The organism is Nostoc sp. S13 (assembly GCF_029379315.1).
Taxonomy (GTDB): Bacteria; Cyanobacteriota; Cyanobacteriia; order Cyanobacteriales; family Nostocaceae; genus Nostoc.
Window position 1 is genome coordinate 1 of sequence record NZ_JAQYWQ010000062.1, and the last position, 23201, is coordinate 23201.

The window sequence follows — 23201 nt, forward strand, 5'->3', positions numbered from 1 at the left end:
CCAATGCCCAATGCCCAATGCCCAATGCCCAATGCCCAATGCCCAATGCCCAATGACAAATGACAAATGACAAATGACAAATGAATAAAAAGTGGTTCCGAATTGGAATGGTGAGTGTATTTATTCTCTCAGTTGCCTTACGGTTTTGGGGGCTGGAGCGATTCAACACTCTGGTATTTGATGAAGTTTATTTTGCTAAATTCGGTAATAATTATCTCACGCATACGCCATTTTTTAATGCTCATCCGCCGCTAAGTCAATATATTATTGGTATCGGCATTTGGATTGGTAGTCACATTCCTTTTGGGCACGATACGGTAAATGGGCTGACAGGTTCAATGCGATCGCCTTGGACTTATCGTTGGTTAAATGCCCTCACAGGCTCATTTATCCCTTTAGTTGTTGCTGCGATCGCTTATCAATTGAGTTATCGCCGTATCTTTGCAATCCTTGCAGGTTTGTTCACGGCTTGTGATGGCATCTTTCTAGTTGAATCTCGCTATGCTTTAAGTAATATTTATATCGTTATCTTTGGTTTGTTAGGGCACTGGTTTTTATTATTGGCATTAGATAATCAAAATCGGCGGCGTTCTTTTTGGTTAGTTTTTGCTGGCATTACTTTTGGTGCGTCAGTCGGTACTAAGTGGAATGGTTTATGGTTCCTGTCAGGTGCTTATCTAATTTGGATAGCAGCTTGGGTAATTCATTTGATACATTCTTTTCCTAACTCCAAATTCTTTTTTACATCTCCCTTGTTGAAGGAGGCAGAAGGCAGAAGTCAGGAGTCAGAATTCAGGAGGCAGGAGGCAGAAGTTAATACTTATTCTCCCTCATCCCCCTCATCTCAGACACCGTTACAAAACTTGACTCAGCTAAACATTTTTCAGATGCTGTTTTATTTAGGAATTATCCCAGCTTTTATCTACAGCATCATCTGGATTCCCCACCTTCAACTAGATAAAACATATGGATTTATTGCAGTACATCAACAAATTTTGAAGTTTCACTTACATTTAGGTGGCAATAGTCCTAATGTCCACCCTTATTGTGCTGCCTGGTACAAATGGCCGTTGATGACTCGACCAATGGCATATTATTATCAAACAGCTGAAAGTATCACCGAACCTTTACCTGTGATGGGGCCACCTTTACCTGCTGGTGCTGGACAAGTTGTTTATGATGTCCATGCAATGGGAAATCCATTTTTGTGGTGGTTTGGTGTTGCTGCCATGTTGTTTTTAATCGGGATGCTGGTGTCACAAGTCGTGATTTTTTGGGTTAAGGAAAAGCGTTTTTCTACGAAAGCAACTCTAAGTGTTGATACTTGGATTGCCTTGTATTTAGTTATAAATTATGCTGCTAATTTATTACCTTGGGTGAAAGTGACAAGGTGCGTTTTTATCTACCACTATATGTGTGCAGTGGTGTTTATATTTTTAGCGATCGCTTGGTTTGTTGATCAGTGTCTTCGCAGTTATTATCAACAACTCCGGGCGGTAGGTGTCACTATTACTTTTATCATTCTGGTTGCTTTCATTTTCTGGATGCCCATTTATTTGGGTTTACCTCTCTCCCCTAACGGTTATAAGCTGCGAATGTGGTTTAACTCTTGGATTTAATTAAAGGGGCATTGTGCATTAGGTATGGGAAGAATAATCTTAGTACAACATTTTATTAACGGGACTTAAACATTTTTGGGGTATAAACAAGCCTCAAACCCATATAGGGCAAGGAAAATACACCAAAGACTCAAAAATGCTAGAAACTCAGATATGTAAAGAAACTAGGCAAATCGATGTCAAAGTCTCTGTATATATACATTTGATGCTTTTTTAGGGCTACTTTTTGTCTAAGTCCCATTAATTCGTAGTGCATTAAATTTAGCAAGACTCTGCGCTCCTTTGGGCTTCCTTTACGTAGCGTTCAGTAAGCCGCTTTGCGTCTACCTCTGCGTTGAAAAAAGCTACGATTTTACGCAAAGCAGTACTTAGCAATGTTATTAAGTATTCACTACCGGGCAGCATAGTTCGATACGCTGCTGTTATGCGTGGTCTATTCAATTGAAAACTGCTCTCAAAGGAATTTTCATCCGTGGTAACGGCGATTCTGCTATAACTTTTTTCTCTGTAAAAAAAAAATATCTTTACAAAAACTTTATTAAAATTCAGCGACTATTTTCGGAATTTATAAATAGGATTTGTAGCCTAGTTTTATACTACAAAAGTAATACGTAAAACCTTGTTGTTAAAAATATTACTTATTAAAATTAAATTTGTTGCATAAAATAAAAAAACAAAACGTAATAAGTATTACAGCTACAAGGAAAAATTAGCTTTTGTATATCTCTACTTAGATGACATAAGTGTCAAGGTATGCCTCATTTAGAAGACATTCGGATGTCTAAAAAACTAGTTAATTGTACGTGTATATCCGACTACCAAATGAAAAGTGAAATAAAATATACAAATATGACTAACAGTAAGTATTTAACATCATTTCAACGGAAATTACTGTTAGGAAGTTTGGAAAAAAGTTTACCTGAATCTTACCGACAGCGGATTGAAATCATGTTGTTGGCAGATGAGGGAAAAACTCAAAGGTCAATTTGTCAAATTTTGGGGTGTTGTCCAGCAACAGCACGGCATTGGATGCACATAGCCCGGACGGGGATGGCACACCAATGGCAAGATTGCCCCATTGGTCGCCCGAAAGCAATAAATGACCAGTATTTAGAACGTTTGAAAGAACTGCTTAGTAGTAGTCCCCGCGATCATGGCTATGTTTTTCGACGGTGGACAACAAACTGGCTGGGGAAACATCTGACAAAAGAATTTGGGATTGAGGTGAGCGATCGCCATATCAAGCGACTGCTCAAACAGATGGGGTTATCAACACGACCAAAACCCAGCAATGCTGAACAGGCTCAAGGTTGCAAAATTTTGATTACTGACCTTAAATCCACAACTATTCCCGATAATTCTGAATTGTTACCTATTAACTTTGCAAAATTTGGAAAAGATGTAGACATTCATGGCGCAAGATATATCCGCTCAGTTGGTTTCTCTGGAACAGTTCAACAATACTTTGGGTTATTCTCTTTCGACAGAGGAATTTCAACACTGTCTTCAACAAGTTAAATTTATTAACCCGAAAGTCGGCAAATTCTGGCAAGCAACCGATAACCAACCAGGAATTTATATTGCGATCGCTGGTAAGGTCAGGTTGCTCTCTAGCGCCGATGAGTTAATCGCTACTTTGGAGGCAGGTGACTCATTTGGGGAATTTACCTTGTTTAAGGAGGGTGACTTTAAAGTTTACGCTGCCAGGGCTTCACTCAACTTGCAACTGGGCTTTGTTCCGGGTGAAGTGTTGTGGCCATTGATGGCTAAATATCCCCAAATTCGGGAGCATTTATGGGCTAAGGCACTATCTCGTAATCCCCAAGAGGTGGACTCAGATAACCCCCCAGTAGTGGCATCTGACTCAAAACGGGTGCATAAAACGAAGGTTTTGTCAACCTCAGCAGTAGAGCCACGCCAGAAAAAGATTAGCAAAGCCTATTTTCCCAACTCCACGCAGCGAGTCGGGCATTTATTACAGCGTGTGATTCGGCGCTATCCGTTTTTTGCCCAACAGAGTGGATCGGATTGCGGTGCAGCTTGTTTAGTGATGGTGTCTCGCTATTGGGGGAAAAACTTTAGTGTAAATCGCCTGCGGGATATCGCCAATGTTGACCGCAATGGCTCGTCGTTGCGGGGGTTATCGGCGGCGGCAGAAAGCATTGGGTTTGCGACGCGACCTGTAAAAGCGAGTCTTGACCAATTGGTGAAGCAAAAATTGCCTGCGATCGCCCACTGGGAGGGAAAGCATTACATTGTTGTCTACGAAATTACTCCCAAACACGTTATTGTAGCCGACCCCGCGATCGGGCAACGCAGCCTCAGCCACGCCGAATTTAAAGCCAACTGGACTGGTTACACATTGCTGCTGCAACCGACAGCCATGCTAAAAGATACCAAAGAGACTTCTACTCCTTTTTGGCAATTCTTTGAATTGATCAAGCCTCACTCTTTAGTGATGCTGGAAGTGTTTGTCGCTTCCTTATTTATCCAGATTTTTGGACTTGTTACTCCCTTATTTACCCAGTTAATTTTAGACCGCGTAGTGGTGCAGCGTTCTGAACTAACCTTAACGGCCGTGGGGTTAGGGTTACTGATTTTTAGTTTATTCCGGGTGGCGATGACAGGGTTGCGGCAATATCTGTTAGACCATACAGCGAATAAGCTCGATTTAGCACTGATTGTGGGATTTATTCGCCATACCCTGCGGCTACCCTTGAGTTACTTTGAGTCCCGTTATGTAGGGGATATTATCTCTCGTGTACAGGAAAACCGCAAAATTCAACGCTTCCTCTCCGGTGAGGCGTTGTCCATTCTGCTGGATTTAGTCACTGTCTTTATCTATTTAGGATTGATGTTTTGGTACAGCTGGAAAATGGCATTACTGGTATTAGTGATTGTACCGCCTTTTTTCCTGCTAGCATTGATTGCCACACCTTTTTTACAAAAGATTTCTCGGGAAATCTTTAATGCTGTTGCCAATGAAAGTAGCTATCTGATTGAAGCCCTTTCTGGTGTGCGAACAGTTAAGTCCACAGCAGTGGAACAGACAGTGCGTTGGCATTGGGAAGAGTTATTAAGTAAGGAAGTAAAAACTAACTTTTCTGGGCAAGTTATCAGCAATCGGCTGCAAATATTCAGCAACACAATTGAAGCAGTGGTAACTACCGTCTTGCTGTGGTTTGGGGCGTACCAAGTGATTCACAACGAGTTAACCATTGGGCAACTGGTGGCATTTAATATGCTGCTGGGAAATATTATTACACCCTTTCAACGATTAACAGTTTTGTGGAATCAATTGCAAGAAGTGGTAATTGCCGTAGAACGCATTAATGATGTGTTGGATGCGGAACCAGAAGAGGATTTGCAGCATCAGGCGCGGCAATCTTTACCACCCATTCAAGGTAACATTCGCTTTGATAACGTGACATTTCGCTATCACCCTGAAAGCGATATTAATGTTTTAGAAAATCTCAGTTTTGAAATACATAGCGGGCAAATGGTAGCCCTGGTAGGGCGGAGTGGTTCAGGGAAAACCACGATTTCTAAGCTGGTTTTGGGATTATATCCCCCCACAGATGGCAAAGTCTTGATTGATGGGCATGATATTACCAGTCTTTCGTTGCGTTCTCTACGCGAGCAGGTTGGGGTAGTTGACCAAGATACCTTTTTGTTTGGCGGAACGATTCGGGAAAATATTAGCTTGGCACATCCTGGGGCCACTTTAGCAGAGATTATTGAAGCGGCGCGATTGGCGGGTGCTGATGAGTTTATTAAAAAGTTACCTATGGGTTATGAAACCCAGATTGGTGAAGGAGGGGGGATGTTATCTGGAGGACAGCGACAAAGAATTGCGATCGCGAAAGCGTTGTTAGGCAATCCCAAGTTGTTGGTTTTGGATGAAGCGACTTCCCATCTTGATGCAGAGTCAGAAAGGATTATTCAGACTAATTTAAACACAATTCTCAAAGGCAGAACCACCTTAGTAATCGCCCATCGTCTTTCAACTGTGCGTCATGCAGATTTGATTTTGGTGCTGGATCGCGGCGTGTTGATTGAGAGTGGGACTCACCAAGAGTTGATGGCGAAGCGGGGACATTATTTTTATCTCAATCATCAGCAGATGGATGTTGCAGGATGAAAGAAGAGGACAAAGAGGAAGCTTTTTTTGTCTACCCACTCCTAATACGGTTCGGATAAGACTTGATCCTCCCGCCTGCGGCGACCCCCTTTTTAAGGGAGTAATAAAAATAAAAAGTCCCCCTTTTTAAGGGGGGTTGGGGGATCTCCTCAAGCCAAACACATTAACCAAACCGTATTGTCCCCACTGCCAAAATCAAAAATTGATATCAGGAAAATCATGCCAAACACATTGAATGGAAAGATTCAAACCCAAATCTATGAAATAGAACAACGCAAAGAAATTTTCACGGAACAAACACCTGCTAGATCATCTGATGATTGGGCTGATGCAACCAAGGATTTACTTGATAGCTTGCCCCAAGTTTGGACAAGGGGATTACTGTATTTTTTGGTGGTGTTTGTGTCGATAATTTTACCTTGGGCGATGCTATCTAAAGTGGATGAAACGGGTACAGCAACAGGGCGACTTGAGCCAAAGGGAAAGACGGTTAGGCTGGATGCTGCTGTGGCGGGTACTGTTGCTGAAATTCGGGTAAAGGAAGGTGATTCAGTTAAAGTTGGGCAGACTTTGTTGGTATTGGAATCAGAGTTAGTTAAAGCGGACTTACGGCAGGCACAGGAGAAATTGGAGGGACAATTAAATCGACTTTCTCAGTTAAATTCATCTAAAAGTCAGTTAATTGTATCTTTGACAACTCAACAGCAACAAAATCAATCTCAACAGTTAGAAAAGCAGTCTCAAATTGATCAAGCACGAGAGAATATGAATACTCTAAGGAATTCATACGACTTACAAAAAGACGAAAAATTAGCTCAAGTCGATCAGGCACGGCAAACTCTTGAGCATAGTAAAACTGCTAATAAGTTAGTAAACAGTACTTTGGCGAGTACCGAGCGCGAAGTTGAACGCTATCGCAGTCTTTGGCAGTCAGGGGTTGTTCCAGAAATTAATGTTATCCAGAAGCAAGATATAGCTAAAGACAAGCAACAGTTATACGAACAAAATCAGTCAGATATTCAGCAGGCTAAACTACGTTTGGTAGAACAACAGAGTAGTTATGAGCGGACTATTCGGCAAGCAAATGCAGATATTGAGCAAGCACAGTTACGACTAAAAGAACAGGAAAGGAGTTATCAGACCTTAACTCGTTCCAGCAAGCTAGCTCTGCTAAAAATCGACGAACAACAGAAGGATTTGGAGACAGAAATTACTACGCTTCAGGCAGAAATTGCTCAAAGTAAGAGTCAGATTGTCTCGTTAAACTTTCAGTTAGGACAACGAGAATTAAGAGCCACCGTGAATGGTAGAGTGTTTCAGTTACCAATACAACAGGCTGGGTCTGTAGTGCAGCCTGGAACAATGATTGCGGAGATTGCACCGCAAGGTTCGCCTTTAATAATTCGAGCGCAAATGGCGACAACTGAGAGTGGTTCTTTACGAAGAGGATTGCCAGTTAAGCTAAAATTTGATGCTTATCCGTTTCAAGATTATGGCGTGCTAGAAGGAGAATTGTTAGAGATTTCTCCTACTACCATAGAGGTGGATACACCTAATGGAAAAGTGGCAGCTTATGAGTTGAAAATTGCCCTAAAACAAAATTGTATTCCCTCAGCTAATAAATGTATTTCTTTGCATCCTGGGGATACGGCAACAGCTGAGGTAATTGTGCGCCAGCGTCGAATTATTGATTTTCTACTTGACCCGTTTAAGAAGTTGCAGCAGGGAGGTGTGAAATTATAGAAAACCTAACCTCTTCCCTGTGCGTTCGCAAAGCGTGTCTGAATGACACGGAAATCGGCAATGTAGAGACGTTATATATAACGTTTCTATATCCAGGGAATAAGTCATTATCTCATTTTTAATTGTGTTAACCAAATTTAGGGGAAATATAATGCTACAAGCTATCACTATTACCAACGAAGATATTCTTCAACAAGTCAAACTATCCTGCAAAATGCCTGAGATAGTTGAGCAGATTGTTAGCCGCAAAGTGATTACATATACTGCTGAAGAAACTGGTATAAAAGTAGAGATAGAAGAATTACAAAAAGCAGCAGACTTATTCCGTTTAATGAATAAACTTACCAATGCTGAAGAAACATGGGCTTGGCTGGAAAAACATAGTTTGTCTTTAGATGATTTTGAAGAAATTGTTTACAGTGGTGTTATTTTTGGAAAGTTAAGCCAACATCTGTTCACAGATAAAATCGAATCATACTTCTTTGAAAATCAATTAGACTACGCTGGTGTGGTTATGTATGAGGTTGTTTTAGATGATGAAGACTTAGCGCTGGAACTTTTCTATTCTATTCAAGAAGGTGAAATGAGTTTTTATGATGTAGCTCACAAATATATACAGGATACTGAGTTACGGAGAAAAGGGGGATATTTGGGGATAGTGCGTCGCCAAGATTTAAAGCCGGAGATTTCTGCTGCTGTGTTTGCTGCTACACCGCCTCAAATCCTCAAACCAATAGTGACCTCTAAGGGATTACATCTAATTTTTGTGGAAGAAATTATCCAATCTGAATTGGATAATAAACTGCGTAATCAAATTATCACTGATTTGTTTTATGAGTGGATTAAACAACAAATTGAGCCAGTTAAATTAGAGAACTTGCTTTAAAAGCATAAATACATAATTTTTTGAGTTTACCTAAAAATCCCTCAAGTTAGTTGAGGGATTTACTATTATTTAAGCTCTATTTCTCAGGTATAAGTAAAGCCTTTTGTTTTCGTTACTATAAGTATGCTGGTGGATGAGAATGAACATGAATTATTACGACAGATGTTCCTCCTTTGATGCTGAGAGCATCATTTTCTGACAATTCTGTTAACTGATCCAAATAGCTTTCGGAATCAGAAAAAAATTTGCTTCCAGTCACGGACAGATTATCAATTTTGATTGTAGCCATTGCTGTGTCTCCTTTGGAGTTGTTTATAAGGTTTAAGCTAGAAGTAAAGCCTTTTGTTTTCGTTAGATTAAGGCTGGTGGACGATAAGTTGGTGGATGATAAATTGGTGGATGATAAACAGGGTGAACAATAATTGTTACGACATCTGTTCCTCCTTTGATGCTGAGAGCATCATTTTCTGACAATTCTGTTAACTGATCCAAATAGCTTTCGGAATCAGAAAAAAATTCGCTTCCAGTCACGGACAGATTATCAATTTTTATTGTAGCCATTGCTGTGTCTCCTTTGGAGTTGTTTATGAGGTTTAAGCAAGGATTAATTAATGTATTTATTAATCCTTATACTTACATTTTCCTATTTAAAAACTATTATGACAACTAGTTATAAAGAGTTTTTAATGACTTAAATATTTCATTATTTCCATATTAAAACATATCAAAAATCTCTTGTAAGAGTTGAGAATTGTGTTGTACTAGTGAGCTTAAGTTAGATGTCTGATTTTTTAAGGACATAATTGTTTTAATATTGGACTAGTAAAATTGATATATAAAATGTTGCTAAAAAAATCTAGCATTTCCTCCAGATTTACAAAATTCATCTATGTCAAAAGATATTCTAACAATCACTCGATATAGTTTTTGATAAAAGTACTTAATTTTTGTTTGCGTGACAACCGCAAACCTGTAATGAAAATACCAAAAGCTAACATACTTGCTGTATAACTAGGTTCAGGAACGGAAATACGAACAACCTCACCTTGTCCTGAAAGATAACCTTTGTTTGAAACATAGATGTCACCATCAGAACCAAGTGCTAAAGCAGTAGGGAACAATAACCCATCACTGGCGATAGTTTTGCGAGTACCATCAGGATCTACATAGATCAAAGCACCAGAAGGAATCGTGTTTCCAGAATTTAATGGACTAGAGGCAAATTCTAAAACATATAGTCCACCTTGTTTATCAAAAGCAAGATCAACTATTTGTGTAAAACCATCAGCGTAAACCACAGGCTTATTATTGGGGCCAATTTTAAAGATCCGCGCTGCGTTATTTGGATTAGGATACCCCGTGTATTCTCCTACATATAAAGCATTATCAGGGCCAGCTGCGATCGCAGTGGGAACTGATTGCATTCCAATAGTTTTACCTGTAGCTGGGTCGGTTACAGCCCGTTCAGGAAACACAGACATTGCCGCTAAATCACTCCCATCAGTTTTGACTTTGAAAAGGTCGTTTGCAGCTGCATCAACTATATAAGTTGTGTTTCCCTTAATCAGGAAAGAATAGGGGTTGCTATCAATACTATTTTGATAAGGATTATATAAATTTGAACCTGTATGATCGGGATTGTATAAACCTTCATAAGCCGCTAGATCAGCCAGCCTTGTCCACGAAGACCCACCGTTAAGCTGATCAATTTTAATGAGTTGTCCAAAGTCAGGAATTTTCAAAACATTATCGCGTTCCTCTGGAGTTGAACCCAAACCAACAACTACATAAGCCTTGCCAGCTGAATCAAATTGGATGTCATGAGGGCCAGTAGCATCAAAACTAACAGGTAATTGTGGAATGGATATTGCTAAGGATGGCAGACCTGTAACCACACGCTCTTGTGTGCCATTCTGAATCCGTGTCAGAGCACCGGTTGCGCCATAACACATCGTCAGTCCACTGCCTCCAGGTGCCGGAATGCAGGCTCCTGTACCTCCTGTACCTGCTTCCGTAACGTAGAGAGATCCGTCAGGAGCAAAGGTCAGCCCCCGTGGCCCATCAAGACCACTAGCTATAACACTTAAGCTTGCTGCATCTGAAGCTTCTCCAACTCCAAGAGTAATAAATGCTGCTCCTGTAGCAGCTATCAACAACTTTTTCAGCATTTTTTGAGTCTCCTTTGGAATGAAAATTTTAGAAATCTAGCATTGTATAAATATCTTCAGAGTTGGGATTAAGATATGAACGCTGCAATTCGATTCCCAAAGAAGAAAATTGCTCAACTATAGCCTTCATCCGCCCCTCAATTGAGTTATCCCCTTGATACCAAGCTTCCAGCAACCCATTTGCCACAATCTGACAGCGATTCATCCCAAAGCTTTCCTGAACACCAAACTTTTGGTCTGGTTCTTCTGCCAACCCTAACCCTGGTGCAAGTTGCATAGTGAATAGCGGCACCTCCGGCTGAAAATGCGATTGGTTTTCTGCATAGACAGCCTCAAGAATTTGTCGGACAGCTTCATAGTTGGCTTTTTCAAAATACATTACCCCTGAATCGTAACGCTTGTAGTCATCTGGGTTATACAGCACCTTAAAGTGGAAGAAAATGGAAATGGCATTCAGCCGCCGTGTCAAACTACCCATAACCGCCACTGCACCTTCAGGGCTGAAGTTAAAGTACACCCGTACCAGATTTTCATGACTTTGATGTACGACATTGCTAACTGCCATGTAAAAGCCATTTTGCACCAGATTTTTCGGCATCTGAATAGCCACAGAATCACCTACCACAGCTGCCACTTCAATAGGTTTAAGATGCTTATTCCGTTGAATATGCAGCCTCAAACCGCCTTTAGTCACAGCTAAACTGCCATCACTTTCTTCTCTCAAAACACACCAACCAGGGTCAAAGTAGCCATCTCCAAAATTACTTTCATGCAATCGCTTATAAAACCCCACATCTACCCCTAAAACAGTATTATTCTCCAAATCTAGGGGCAAACCATTTCCCTCTCCATCTAGTGCCAGCGCACTTTGCATAGAACCGTTGTAATAGATACCGTAAAGAAAAGTCCGCAATTGTAGACTCAGATATTTATGTTGCATCTCGGTTGGCATCTTCTGAAAACGTTCAACTGCCTCAGATGGTAATTCCAAAGGTTTGTAATCTGGATGGTGGATGGAGAAATCAGATTTTATCTGAATTTTCCGAACAATATCTTGCAGAACATCCAGTAATTGTCCAGTTAAACCACTCTCTAGCTGAGTTTGAGGAGAATTTAATAATTGCATAACTACTTTAGTAATAACCAAATGATTTAAACAGCAGAACTACTCAAGTGAGTTAATTCAACAGCAGCAGCACCAAAAATTGTTGGCATTGATTGTACAGGACGGCTTAATAACGTCTTAGCAACCTGAAGCATAACAATCCCCATATTGCCAAAAGATTTTTGATATTGAATCATCGCCTGAATTTGTTGAATCAAAGCAAAACCGGTAAATTGCACCACCCTCTGCAAGAAATCAGGGCGGTGTTCTAGAATTTCTGGAAAAGTGTTTAAATAAGCTTGGGTTAATGTCCTAATTGAAGGCTGAACTACTTCTAAAGGTGTTATTGCCAAGCGTAGAGACTCTTCAATACTCAAAGAATTACTGATTACCAAGCTACTTAGCCAGATTTGCACATAACTAGCAATCACTGTTCCCAAATCAAAAGCTGGGTCTCCCCAAGCGGAACGTTCCCAATCAATTAGCCGGACAATATTGTTACTGGAATCCTGCCAATCTTTGCACAAGAGAATATTATTTAGTTTCAAATCATTGTGGGTGAGACAAGAGAGCGTTACAGCATTACCCAATTGGGCGATCGCTTGCCCCAAGCTATCATAACGTTGATATAGAGCAAAAAACTTTAACCCATCGCTAGGAACTAGACCAAAAATTTCCGGTTCAACCCGTTCTAATCTCCGAACTAAATGTGATACTTGATCAGCCATTAAATTCTCTGGATTTTTAGAAAAGAATTCCTGATATTCTTGGCGGTTGAAAGTATCACGATGGATAGTCCCTAAAATATTACCAATTGCCGTAGCGATTTCTGTAGGAAAGTTATTTTCCTTGGTGTAGAAATCTATTAAATCCTGATAACTATCTAAATAGCTGAAGACAATAATGGAATTCTCGGCATCAAAATGCAGTACCTCTGGTAAAAATGAGCGGTAGTTGTCAAGGTTTGGAAATCGTTGTAACAACTCTTGAATTCGCCACTCACTTAAAAATTCACCAGCCGCTTTACCTTCCTGATTATGTCGTTCTTGCTTCACAAGTAGTTTGCGATCGCCTGACCAACTCAGTAATAAATTAAAGTTTTTAGCTGCAATTGGTTCTACTTGACTGGGTGGTTGGTCTGATTGATTACATAAACCATATACAACTAAATAATCGAAAACATTATGAGAATTCAATAATAATTCCATAAGCCTTTAATTGGTTATTTATCTCTTAATTGTAGATAAAAATGCAATGTTAATAATCGCATATTTTGCAGGATTAGGCTGATTTTCTGTTGAAGAAGAATTCAGAATACATTCGTCAGAATGCAATCAGTGGGGGATTCAGACCCGCCACTACGAAAGTTGACCACCAAATTTTCTTGTTTTGTGGGGGTCTTAAACGCCGTTTATTCATCCACCAGTCGCACAAAATACCCAAGCTGAATTCTGGCGACTGGCACCTTTATTCTGTTTGATAAATATTTAGCTCGCATTAGTATTAATACTATTAATTTGTCAAAATTCAATTGAATCTCGACAAATTAATAGACTGCGAACTGCTAAAATCTTGCCAGTTTAGCTTTTCAACATTCAGTTCATTGAGTTTGAGTTTTTTAATATGCGTTCGTGGAATATAGTAAAATGGCAGCAGCGACAAGAAGCCATAGCAATCCACCATGAGTCAAACTCATCTCTTCATCTGTGAGTTCATAGAGAATGCTTTCGGAAGGATTCAAGTCAGATATTGTAATTTTAGTCATCTTGTAATTTACTCCTTGGTAAAGTATTTTTTGAGAATTTAGCTTAAAAATGCCTCATCCCTATTGATATAATGGATGATTTACCCTATTATTGCAAGGTTTCTAGCAATAGATAATGTGCCAAAATTAATACATTTATGTCCGATTCAATTCTTGATCATCTTTGATAAATAGATAGATTACGAAAAACTTTTGAAGAAGAATACATTCGTCAGAATCAAGACGCTCTCTACGAGACGCTAAAAGCGAACGCGGACACGAGAAAGCGTGACGCTATCAGTCAGGGATTCAGACCCGCCACTGTCTTGTTGACCACCAAATTTTCTTGTTTTGTGGGGATCTTAAACCCGATTATTCATCCACCAGTCGTACAAAATACCTTTCCTGTATTCTGACTCCTGACTCCTGAATTCTGTTCGATAAAAAACTCAGCCCAATATTTATTTTGGGTTGAGATGCAATAAATCTTAAAAATGAATAATCTGGGAATATAATTATTTATTGCTTTTCAACACGTCTGCTTCTTTTTCAATGTGGTCTAGAGCTTTCTTCGCCCGGAAAATAATTCTCAAATAAGCTAGTTGGCTATTCCAAGGTGAACGAGGTAATAGGGTTGCTTGGGAGTCAGGAACAGTCGTATTTTCTGAAGCGAGAGAATCAGTAGAGATATTGTTCATAAGTAATGATATTTTACAGTTGTTAATTCTTGGAAATAACCAAAGATGGTGCTAGATTTGGTTCTTCTTCCCAACTTTCTGACCATTGAATGCGATCGCTAGTAAAGTGAAGCGGATCGTTTTCAGGCCAAGGGGCACTTATCGGTTCTTCAATTAGCCCAAACTCCCCATTGTCAAAGGGGTTTCCGTCCGCCCGACGCTGAAGAAAAACTCGCTCTCGAATACCGCCTTTTTCTTGAGTGAGGGCGCGATGATGACAATAAGGATTATTGCCTCTTTTATCAAAGAAAACGTGAGCAGTCCAACTGCAACCACCTCGACAGAGTTCGGCAAATTCACAAGTCTTGCAAAAACCCCATAAGTGTGATGTTCCTTTAGGAGTATCAGCTCCGAGATTAAACCGTAGTTCTTCGGTTTCTTCAATAATTCTTCGCAGTGAGTAGTCACGGATGTTGCCGCCAGTATATGCCGTGGTTGGCAGTGAGGGACAACCTTTGATAGCACCATCAGCTTCAATGCCTAAAGTAGATAATCCAGCAGTGCACCCCTGCCAAAAAGTCCAAGCATCTCCTCCTCCCCGCAGCATTCTTTCATAAGGGCCGTAGTAGCCAACATTGTTTCCTGGTTGTAGCTTCACCCCTTCTCGCTTTGCGCGTTGGGCAACACGAGCAATCATCGGATATACATCTAGTAGTTCATAAGGTTGCAGCAGAATTTCGCTATTATCTGCGGCATTCCCCATTGGTACAGTCATCTGAATTTGCCAAGCGAAGATGCCAGCGTCGCGCAGATGCTCGTAAATTTGCGGAAATTCTGGTGCGGAGAGACGATTGATTTGAGTATTGCAACCGAATGGTATACCAGCTTGTTTGAGATTGCTCATAGTCTTAAACGCCCATTGCCAGGAGCCTTGTCTACCACGGAGGCGATCGTGAGTTGCTTCTAAGCCATCAACTGAGACAGATACCACACTAATTCCAGCTTTCTTCATCCGGTGTGCTGTCTCCAGAGTGATCCCATAACCCCCAGTGGTCATACCACAGAGCATTCCAGAAGAAGTAATTGCTTGGGCAATCTCCAGCCAATCAGGACGCAGAAACGCTTCACCACCAATTATGGTTACTTCAGTGATTCCTACTTCTGCCATTTGTCTAACTAAATCAAGGGCTTCTGCTGTAGAAAGTTCGTTCGCCCTTACATGACCAGCACGAGAACCGCAGTGCTGGCAAGCTAGATTACACTTTAATGTAATTTCCCAAACTGCATAACTAATTCGGCGATAAGTCATTAAAATACCTCAATTAAATTATCTGGAAAGGGACGGATATATCTTCATCCATCCCAATAAATATCAGATGATGATTTAAATTTGTTCAGGAATAAACGGATTACTAAGAAACAATCCCATTCTCTAGCTGAACAACTCCATATAGTGGGTGAACAACTCCATATACTGGTTGTGGCCTATGTGATAGCCACCACTTAAAACATGATGACTGTGGGTTGTTTTTTCCAGTAAAGCCGCCAAAAACGGTTTCTAATTCTTTTTCATTTAAATCCCTGAGTTCACCCTCACTAGTAGTTGACTCCAATAATTGAGTCGTATATTCTTCAAACTCTTCTTGAGTGAAATCATAGCCAGCATCATTGACTATTCGGTTAGCCTCATCTTTACTTGGAATCTCTTGAAGTTGAGCGCGAAATGTTTCATCATTTGCCACTCTTACATAAAAGGCTTGAACATTTTCTATAGACATGATTTTCTCCTGAAATTATTTAACTACAGACCTAGCTTTCCTTAACCAAAAATCGGTGTTGCCACCTCAACTGCTAGCTCAGATGCGTTGTAGTTATCTGTAATAACTTGCGGACAACGCATACAAGCTGCCTTCCCTTCTTGTTGCCACCACCGACAATCTCGGCGTATGGAACAGGTTGGTAGTTCTTCTGCTACTACAGGGAACTTTTCTACAATTCGCATTGCTAGACGGCAATCTTGTCCATCAAAATGCTGACAACCTTTAGTAGCACAAGTTGCCGCCGTCCGAAAAATTTCGGCAGGTGTAATTGGACTAGCTTTTGCTATTAGTTCATCAGTGATAGGCAAGGGCTGCTTAAGATAAGCTACACGGGGTTCTGCAACTGTTCCACTGATGATTCCGAAAACCACACTATCCTCAGATTCTGGTCTAGCACTGGGGCAAAGTGTAGTTTTATCAACAGCAATATCTTTCATCAATTGAGCCTCCAGTGGAGAAAATCTTTATCAAGATAAGGTGTCAGTTTCAGCTACGAGTCCTATAGTAATAGGAGGAAACGGAAACTTACCAAGTATTGTGGGATCCAATGCTAATAGTCCACCTGCAACGCTTTTTGCTTCCTCGTCAGACATAGATAACAAAGCATTTTCTGAATCTAAAACTTCGTTACGACGTGTCAGAGCATTTTTGACAGCATCATCAATTAGATCGTTAATTTCAAGTTGACCGTTATACTTCCTTTCCATGTTGATTTTCCTCTAAAGATTGACATTTTTAGGCTTAAACACTAAGTCAAATTGCCTAATCATGTGCTTATTTTAAGAAAAAGGAAAGCGACTAACTTTATTGTTAAGATCATTAATTAGACATAAATAAAACTTTTATGTCACTAAAGAAATTTTTAAATATCCGATTTTTGAGTAGGGACATATATCAGTTAATCAAGCCATATACTCTTGCATACTGATGCAAGTTGAATATTTCGAGTAATTATGGCCATTAACTATAATAGTTATGTCCCAAAATTATTGCCAACTCGCAGGCAATGTCTAATGAAAATACACTCCAGATAAACTCCTAAGACATTATCTGATTTAAAAATCTCAATATGTCAAGTAAAATTTGGCGTTTATATTCCTAGATGCTCATACCGTTATTACCCTTTATTTACAACTTCTTGCTTGACAAATAAAGCCCGATAAACAGGTTCACCCTTTTTTTGCGTACCTATTTCCCGTTCTGTGGAGACTGGTAACGGATTTTCGGCTAACCATTCTTCTGTACCAACTCTTTGAAAAGCTGGATTTTCACTAAAGCGATCGCGCATTTCCACTGCAACAAATTCCATATCTGATTGCAGAAATACAACTCCACCAACCGCAAGATAATTAGCTAATTCTGCGACTAGTTCTGGTTGCACTACACGACGTTTAGCGTGGCGGGTTTTAAACCAAGGATCGGGGAATTGAATTGTAACGCGTTGTAAACTTCCTGGAGGGAGCGAAGATAAAAGCGATCGCAGTGAGTTATTCACATTGCAAAATAAGTAGTGCAGGTTTGTTAAAGCCAATTCAGAACGTAACTTATTTGCCTCCACCACCAGAGGTTCCCGAATTTCCAAGCCGAGGTAATTCCAGTTGGGTTCTATCTGGGACATATTCACCAAAAACTGTCCTTTAGCGCAGCCAATATCTAAATGTAGTAGTTGATTTGGCTTTGCATAAATTTTTTCCCAGTCAAGGGGACTTGCTGGTGTTTGATACTTTTTACCAAGTGGGTTAACATGCTGGCGGACTCGGACTGCTGCCAAAATTTGCTCTCCTTGACGTGAAAATATCCTCTGGTGTCACAAACGTTTGAAATTATACTCAATCAGGAAGCGATCGCGCCCTGTAGACTAAAGATGATTCAGTGAACTACCCACACTTCTCTTCTTTGTAAGTGTAGCTTCTGATTTTATCGACAACAGCCTTTCCACTTTAAGCTTTATTAGTCTTACGTCGCTATCGATACAGCAAGAATGGGGTTCCCTGGGTTGCGATCGCGCTTTTGCTCAAATTCCTAACCTCATTTATTAGCAAGCTGGTAATTTTAGTCAATATGATTACTCCAATTAACTTTGGTAGCTCGATTCTCTGTATACTTAATTTTGTTAATTAGCAGGATTATTATACCATCAATGTAGTAGCAGCATCAGTGTAATAGCATCTGATTACTTTCTAGTTTTCATGGGTTCTACGAGTGAAGTTGAACCTCGTATTTTGTTGTAGTCTTTTTCAGAAATAAAACTGGATTATGATATTTAATCCATAAGAATGCTCCTCCAAATTTCACAAAAGGAAAAATATGCCAGGAACTACATTCACAACAGCTCAAAACATTGGTATCCTTAAATCTTTTAACTACAAAGATGCTATAGCAAATGCAAGTCCACTAGATTACTACAAATTTTCCCTGACCAGCACCAATAATATTACTTTGCTTTTGAATGGAGTAACTCAAAACTATCTTTATGCCAAAATCTATTATGACAAAAATAATAATGGATTGATTGAGAGTGGAGAACAACTTGACTCTGAGATTGCTGGTTCCAGTCAGAATGCTCAACTTACTACAACATTAGGAGCCGGGAATTACTATGTTGAAATTTCTCAATACTACAACAACGTCACCAGCAACTATTCCCTACAATTAGCAGCTACATCTGCACCTGCTTCGATTGCCTCAAATCCTGGTAATACACTCGACACTGCTTATAATATTGGCAATCTAACTGGTAATAAAACTTTCACAGAATTTGTCGGGAGTGTAGACCCACTAGATTACTACAAATTTTCCCTGACCAGCACCAATAATATTACTTTGCTTTTGAATGGAGTAACTCAAAACTATCTCTATGCCAAAATCTATTACGACAAGAATAATAATGGATTGATTGAGACTGGAGATGAGCTTTACTCTGAGATTGCTGGTTCCGGTAGTAATGCTCAAATTACTAAAACATTAGGAGCCGGGAATTACTATGTTGGAATTTCCCAATACTACAACAACGTTAACAGCAACTATTCCCTACAATTAGCAGCTACGTCTGCACCTGCTTCGATTGCCTCAAATCCTGGTAATACACTTAACACTGCTTATAATATTGGCAATCTGACTGGTACTAAGAGTTTCACAGAATTTGTCGGGAGTGTAGACCCACTTGATTACTACAAATTTTCCCTGACCAGCACCAATAATATTACTTTGCTTTTGAATGGAGTAACTGACGACTATCTCTATGCCAAAATCTATTATGACAAGAATAATAATGGATTGATTGAGAGTGGAGAACAACTTGACTCTGAGATTGTTGGTTCCGGTGGGAATGCTCAAATTACTAAAACATTAGGAGCCGGGAATTACTATGTTGAAATTTCCCAATACAACAACAACGATAACAGCAACTATTCCCTACAGTTAGCCAACATTAGCATCCCAAGCAATCAAAATCAGCGTCTCACTGGTAATGCACTGAATAATACTCTGATTGGCGGTGCTGGAAATGACCAATTGCAAGGGGTAGCAGGAAATGACACCCTCCAGGGAGGTAATGGTAATGATATTCTCACTGGTGGAACTGGTGATGACTTCCTCTGGGGAGGACTCGGCGATGATATTCTCACTGGTGGAGCCGGGAAAGATAAATATCTGTTCCAAAATAATGGGGTTTTTAGCAGAAGTTTAGGTGTTGATTACATCACTGAGTTTGAAGCGGGACAAGACCAGATTGTGCTGAGTAAAACCACTTTCAACGCTGTTACTAATACTGTGGGACAGGCTTTAACTAACTTTGCAGTTGTCGCTAATGATCAATTAGTCAACGCTAATAATGGGCGTATTATTTTTAGTCGAAGTAGTGGCAGCCTATTCTATAACCAGGATGGCAATCTTCTAGGTACAGGAAGTGTGTTTGAGTTTGCTCGTTTAGGGAATCCTGATATTACTTTGAGTAGTAGCAATTTCAGTCTAATTGCCTAGTTTTTTAAATATTAAGCTGTTCTACATTTTAATAACTTTGCCAAAAACAAAGGTAGGTCTCAATAGATTTAAGTTAGTGATATTGGACTTCCAACCACCCTTAAAAAGGCAGGGCTGTTTCATTCGCTCAGGTAGGGATTTTGTCAAGAGTATGAGTCAGAAATTTGCTTGAGTTGGTAATCTAAAAACTACCACCTCAATGAGTAAATTTCAGTGCGATCACTATTTGATTGGACAATCAGATTTTTTAATCACTTGATTTTTTTGAGAATAACAGGATTACCAACTTTTAGAAAAGTCGGTAATCTTGGCATTTCGATTACTCTTTCGCAAATCCAATCAATCATCAGTTGGATCATCAATCATTTCCGGTACTAAAGCTGGGTTACTTTTACGTTCTTCTGGTGATTGCTCCCGAATAACATCGTCGATTCTAGCAGGATGTTTGATTTTGTCCAGTACCTCTGGACTTAGTTGCGATTCATCGCCTTCTGGATTCGACTTTTCAGCTTGATTAGGAACTGTTTCCTTATTCATCACTATTTCCCCAAACTTATACCTCAAGTTTAAGTTCTTTTAGGGTGAATACACACTATCTTGGGACTTAATTTCACACAGTGGTAGGTAAGAAAGGCGATCGCTCCCTCTAGATCAAAGATAGAGCAGTTTGTAAGTAAGTGAGGTACAAAATGCAAGACTCACGCATCAGATATACCTCCAGCATAGCTGCCTGCTGCCTCAAAACCCGTAACTTTGTACTTCATACAAAAAAACTGCTGCAATTCAGTGAACTACCCACACTTCTCTCCCTTGTAGGTGTGGTCATAATTATCGGGACGTTGGCGGGATAGATTTTTATAAGCATTTTTTGCGGGTGCGATCGCGCTTTTGCTCAAATTCCTAGCCTCATTTATTAGCAACTTGGTAATTTTAGTTAATTAAGTGAATCAGCGATAAAAAACAAAGCTACGACTTACGCATTGACAAAAAACACCAAATATAATTTATGGAAAAAACTCCATCTTTCGTAGGAGTTTAGCAATGCTAAACCCCTACAGCGCTTACCTAAAATTATGACGTGCTAAATGATTACTCCAATTAACTTTGGTATCTCGATTCTCTGTATACTTAATTTTGTTAATGAGTATAAATCCTACACCATCAATGTAGTAACAGCGTCAATGTAATAACAGTAGATCACTTTATAGTTTTCATGGGTTCGACCAGTAAAGTTGAAGCCCGTATTCTGTCCTAGTCTTTTTCAAAAATCAAAGTGCATTCCGATATTCAATCTATAAGAATCCTCGTCCAATTTTCACAAAAGGAACAATATGCCAGGAAGTACATTAGCGACTGCTCAAAACATTGGTATTCTCAAATCTTTTAAGTACAACGATTTTGTCGGGAATGTAGACTCAGTTGATTACTATAAGTTCTCCCTAACCAGCACAAGTAATATTGCTTTGCTTTTGAGTGGAGTGACTCAAAACTATGTCGATGCAGCTGTCTATTACGATAGCAACAATGATGGATTGATTGAGAGTGGAGAACAACTTTACTCTGATTATGCTGGTTCCAGTCGCAACGGTCAAATTACTGCAACTTTGGGAGCCGCAGGGAATTACTATGTTGGAATTACTCAAGACTCCAACAAGCTTTGTTTGGCGCACCTATTGGCGATGCAATGTTCGCCCTGGAGATTTTGCACTATCAGCATATTGTGGAATATTACGAAGCCTTAATGCCAGCCATTGTTTCGAGTTGCGCTAGTTATGTGGTGTTTGCAGCAATTACACACTTGGGAATTGCGCCCATTTGGCATTTTCCTCAGTATCACCTAGAAAATATTCATGATTTTGCGATCGCAATCATGTTTGGAATTATTGGGGCGGGGGCGGGATAGATTTTTATGGGCATTTTTCGGGGTTGCGATGCCATTTGGCAAGCCGTTTCACGTCTACCCATCTTTGCCCTGATTCCTGTCCCCATTTATGTACGCACAACACTAACAGGATTGGGACTTGGCACTTTAGCAGTTTTATTACCCCTCACACGTTATTTTGGACATGAAGAGTTAGATTCAGTCCTCACTACTAGGTTTGGTGCTGTTTTTCTCTTAACTCTAGGTGTTGGTAAAATGGCTGCCATTAGCATTACGGTAACAGGTGGCTGGCGCGGTGGATTCATCATTCCCCTGTTTTTCACTGGTGCTTGTATTGCTAAAGCAGTAGTAGTCTTAATTCCGGAACTTAATCCTGGCCTTGCCATGATTTGTACAATGGCGGCTGTCAATGCAGCCGTAACCCGCACACCTATAAGTACGACTTTGCTACTGTCAAAACTGACTAACTTGAGTCCCTTTACGCCAATCCTTTTTGCCAGTTTGATTGGATTTTTTCTTGCCCCTAAAGTTCCTTTGATTGCATCTCAACTTAAATCCCAGAGAGAAGCTACTGAATTAAACAGCTAAAGTAGCTACTGCCAAAAATAAAGGTAAGTTTAACTTTTACCAAAACAGCCTAAGAGGTTGTTTGAAAAGTAGTTGGCTGTGATTTTAAGCACTTATTGATCCCCCCTAACCCCCCTTTTTAAGGGCGGAACCGGAATCAAAGTCCCCCTTTTTAAGGGGAGCCACTGCGTTGGGGAGGCAGTGCGTTGGACGGGTTTCCCGGCTTGTTCGCGTAGCGTCTCCCCTTGGGAGAAGCAACTGCCGTCGGCGAGCCACTCTTGTTGCACGTGGCGTAGATTTAGCAGGATCGAGAACGTTTTGATACCTACAATAAGACTTTTCAAACAACCTCTAAGACAAAACTGTGCTTGAGTGTTAAGCAAAATGTAAAACCTTTATTGTCTAAAACTTTGAAGGAACTCTTGCTTAAGCGCAAAATAGTTAGTAATTTCTGCGTGATTAAGCGGTGTAACTTTTGTTTCTGCTCGGATTGGCTGTAATAAAGCATTTAGGCTGCAATGTGAACTACTAGCCTTTCTATATACGCAATGGTCACTCATACCAGGTATCCGAAAGTAGTCACCTATTTGTAGTTGTTGGAAAGTCATCAGATCCTCAGAATTTTTAGTAAATTACGGTTATAAAAGTAAAAGCTTACAAAGCTAATTTAGATTGCCATCTTAAATTTATCCGATCATATTTTAGGTTAAGTAAATTTGCACTCAGTAAGCTTTTAGTTTATTGCTATTGTTAACTTGCTAAGACCTTTTTGATTGTGATTTATTATACTATTTATTTGCTAGATATTTAGGTTAGCGATCCAGGCAAAATAAGGCAATATATGCTAGGATTGTATCAAATTATAGCA

General features: G+C 39.9%; 19 protein-coding genes and 1 pseudogene. 8 read left to right on the top strand and 12 right to left on the bottom strand.

What is annotated here, in order from left to right:
• The first annotated feature begins 80 nt into the window (after window positions 1-80).
• The 5 genes from PUQ00_RS18945 (at window position 81) to PUQ00_RS18965 (ending at window position 8389) form a co-directional block, all read left to right on the top strand.
• Window positions 81-1619, top strand: a complete 1539-nt coding sequence (locus PUQ00_RS18945) for a phospholipid carrier-dependent glycosyltransferase (protein WP_300419412.1) — start codon at window positions 81-83, stop codon at window positions 1617-1619.
• A gap of 849 nt (window positions 1620-2468) precedes the next feature.
• Window positions 2469-3137 carry a helix-turn-helix domain-containing protein gene (locus PUQ00_RS18950; RefSeq protein WP_300419415.1) on the top strand — a complete coding sequence of 223 codons (669 nt, stop codon included), beginning with the start codon at window positions 2469-2471 and terminating at the stop codon, window positions 3135-3137.
• Entirely contained in the window at window positions 3031-5760 is a 2730-nt protein-coding gene (locus PUQ00_RS18955) for an ABC transporter transmembrane domain-containing protein (RefSeq protein WP_300419416.1), read from the top strand. The genes PUQ00_RS18950 and PUQ00_RS18955 overlap by 107 nt, the downstream gene beginning before the upstream one ends.
• Window positions 5761-5979: 219 nt before the next feature.
• Window positions 5980-7503 carry an HlyD family efflux transporter periplasmic adaptor subunit gene (locus PUQ00_RS18960; protein WP_300419418.1) on the top strand — a complete coding sequence of 508 codons (1524 nt, stop codon included), beginning with the start codon at window positions 5980-5982 and terminating at the stop codon, window positions 7501-7503.
• Window positions 7504-7654: 151 nt separating this feature from the next.
• On the top strand, window positions 7655-8389 hold the full coding sequence (locus PUQ00_RS18965; RefSeq protein ID WP_300419421.1) for a peptidylprolyl isomerase: 735 nt from the start codon (window positions 7655-7657) through the stop codon (window positions 8387-8389).
• A 115-nt stretch (window positions 8390-8504) separates the two neighbouring features.
• Here PUQ00_RS18965 and PUQ00_RS18970 read toward each other — a convergent pair whose 3' ends face one another.
• The 11 genes from PUQ00_RS18970 to trmB form a co-directional block, all read right to left on the bottom strand.
• Window positions 8505-8678 carry a hypothetical protein gene (locus tag PUQ00_RS18970; protein WP_300419424.1) on the bottom strand — a complete coding sequence of 58 codons (174 nt, stop codon included), beginning with the start codon at window positions 8676-8678 and terminating at the stop codon, window positions 8505-8507.
• A 62-nt stretch (window positions 8679-8740) separates the two neighbouring features.
• Complete coding sequence (locus tag PUQ00_RS18975) at window positions 8741-8950, bottom strand: hypothetical protein (RefSeq protein WP_300419427.1); 210 nt, start codon at window positions 8948-8950, stop codon at window positions 8741-8743.
• 350 nt (window positions 8951-9300) lie between these two features.
• Complete coding sequence (locus PUQ00_RS18980) at window positions 9301-10557, bottom strand: ScyD/ScyE family protein (RefSeq protein WP_300419429.1); 1257 nt, start codon at window positions 10555-10557, stop codon at window positions 9301-9303.
• 28 nt (window positions 10558-10585) lie between these two features.
• Window positions 10586-11683 (bottom strand): T3SS effector HopA1 family protein, encoded by a 1098-nt coding sequence (locus PUQ00_RS18985; protein WP_300419431.1) that lies wholly within the window; start codon window positions 11681-11683, stop codon window positions 10586-10588.
• Between the two features lie 26 nt (window positions 11684-11709).
• Window positions 11710-12870, bottom strand: a complete 1161-nt coding sequence (locus PUQ00_RS18990) for an aminoglycoside phosphotransferase family protein (RefSeq protein ID WP_300419434.1) — start codon at window positions 12868-12870, stop codon at window positions 11710-11712.
• A gap of 1051 nt (window positions 12871-13921) precedes the next feature.
• Window positions 13922-14104: a hypothetical protein gene (locus PUQ00_RS18995; RefSeq protein WP_300419437.1), complete on the bottom strand. Its 183-nt coding sequence runs from the start codon at window positions 14102-14104 to the stop codon at window positions 13922-13924.
• Window positions 14105-14126: 22 nt separating this feature from the next.
• Window positions 14127-15392, bottom strand: coding sequence for a nif11-class peptide radical SAM maturase 3 (locus PUQ00_RS19000; RefSeq protein ID WP_300419439.1), 1266 nt, complete (start codon window positions 15390-15392; stop codon window positions 14127-14129).
• Window positions 15393-15495: 103 nt separating this feature from the next.
• Window positions 15496-15861 carry a Nif11-like leader peptide family natural product precursor gene (locus PUQ00_RS19005; RefSeq protein WP_300419442.1) on the bottom strand — a complete coding sequence of 122 codons (366 nt, stop codon included), beginning with the start codon at window positions 15859-15861 and terminating at the stop codon, window positions 15496-15498.
• 41 nt (window positions 15862-15902) lie between these two features.
• Complete coding sequence (locus PUQ00_RS19010; protein ID WP_300419444.1) at window positions 15903-16340, bottom strand: nitrogen fixation protein; 438 nt, start codon at window positions 16338-16340, stop codon at window positions 15903-15905.
• 30 nt (window positions 16341-16370) lie between these two features.
• Complete coding sequence (locus PUQ00_RS19015; RefSeq protein WP_300419446.1) at window positions 16371-16610, bottom strand: hypothetical protein; 240 nt, start codon at window positions 16608-16610, stop codon at window positions 16371-16373.
• 410 nt (window positions 16611-17020) lie between these two features.
• Window positions 17021-17674: a tRNA (guanosine(46)-N7)-methyltransferase TrmB gene (trmB, locus tag PUQ00_RS19020; RefSeq protein ID WP_300419448.1), complete on the bottom strand. Its 654-nt coding sequence runs from the start codon at window positions 17672-17674 to the stop codon at window positions 17021-17023.
• A gap of 536 nt (window positions 17675-18210) precedes the next feature.
• Between trmB and PUQ00_RS19025 the strand changes: the two genes are divergently transcribed.
• Window positions 18211-19884 carry a hypothetical protein gene (locus PUQ00_RS19025; protein WP_300419450.1) on the top strand — a complete coding sequence of 558 codons (1674 nt, stop codon included), beginning with the start codon at window positions 18211-18213 and terminating at the stop codon, window positions 19882-19884.
• A 339-nt stretch (window positions 19885-20223) separates the two neighbouring features.
• On the opposite strand, the gene PUQ00_RS19030 is transcribed toward PUQ00_RS19025, so the two are convergent.
• Window positions 20224-20421: a hypothetical protein gene (locus tag PUQ00_RS19030; RefSeq protein ID WP_300419452.1), complete on the bottom strand. Its 198-nt coding sequence runs from the start codon at window positions 20419-20421 to the stop codon at window positions 20224-20226.
• Window positions 20422-21215: 794 nt separating this feature from the next.
• On the opposite strand from PUQ00_RS19030, the gene PUQ00_RS19035 reads away from it, so the two are divergent.
• Window positions 21216-21626: a PPC domain-containing protein gene (locus PUQ00_RS19035; protein ID WP_300419455.1), complete on the top strand. Its 411-nt coding sequence runs from the start codon at window positions 21216-21218 to the stop codon at window positions 21624-21626.
• Window positions 21539-22354 (top strand): annotated as a pseudogene (locus PUQ00_RS19040) (chloride channel protein); the annotation flags it as partial. The gene PUQ00_RS19035 and the pseudogene PUQ00_RS19040, both read left to right, overlap by 88 nt.
• Window positions 22355-23201: the final 847 nt, after the last annotated feature.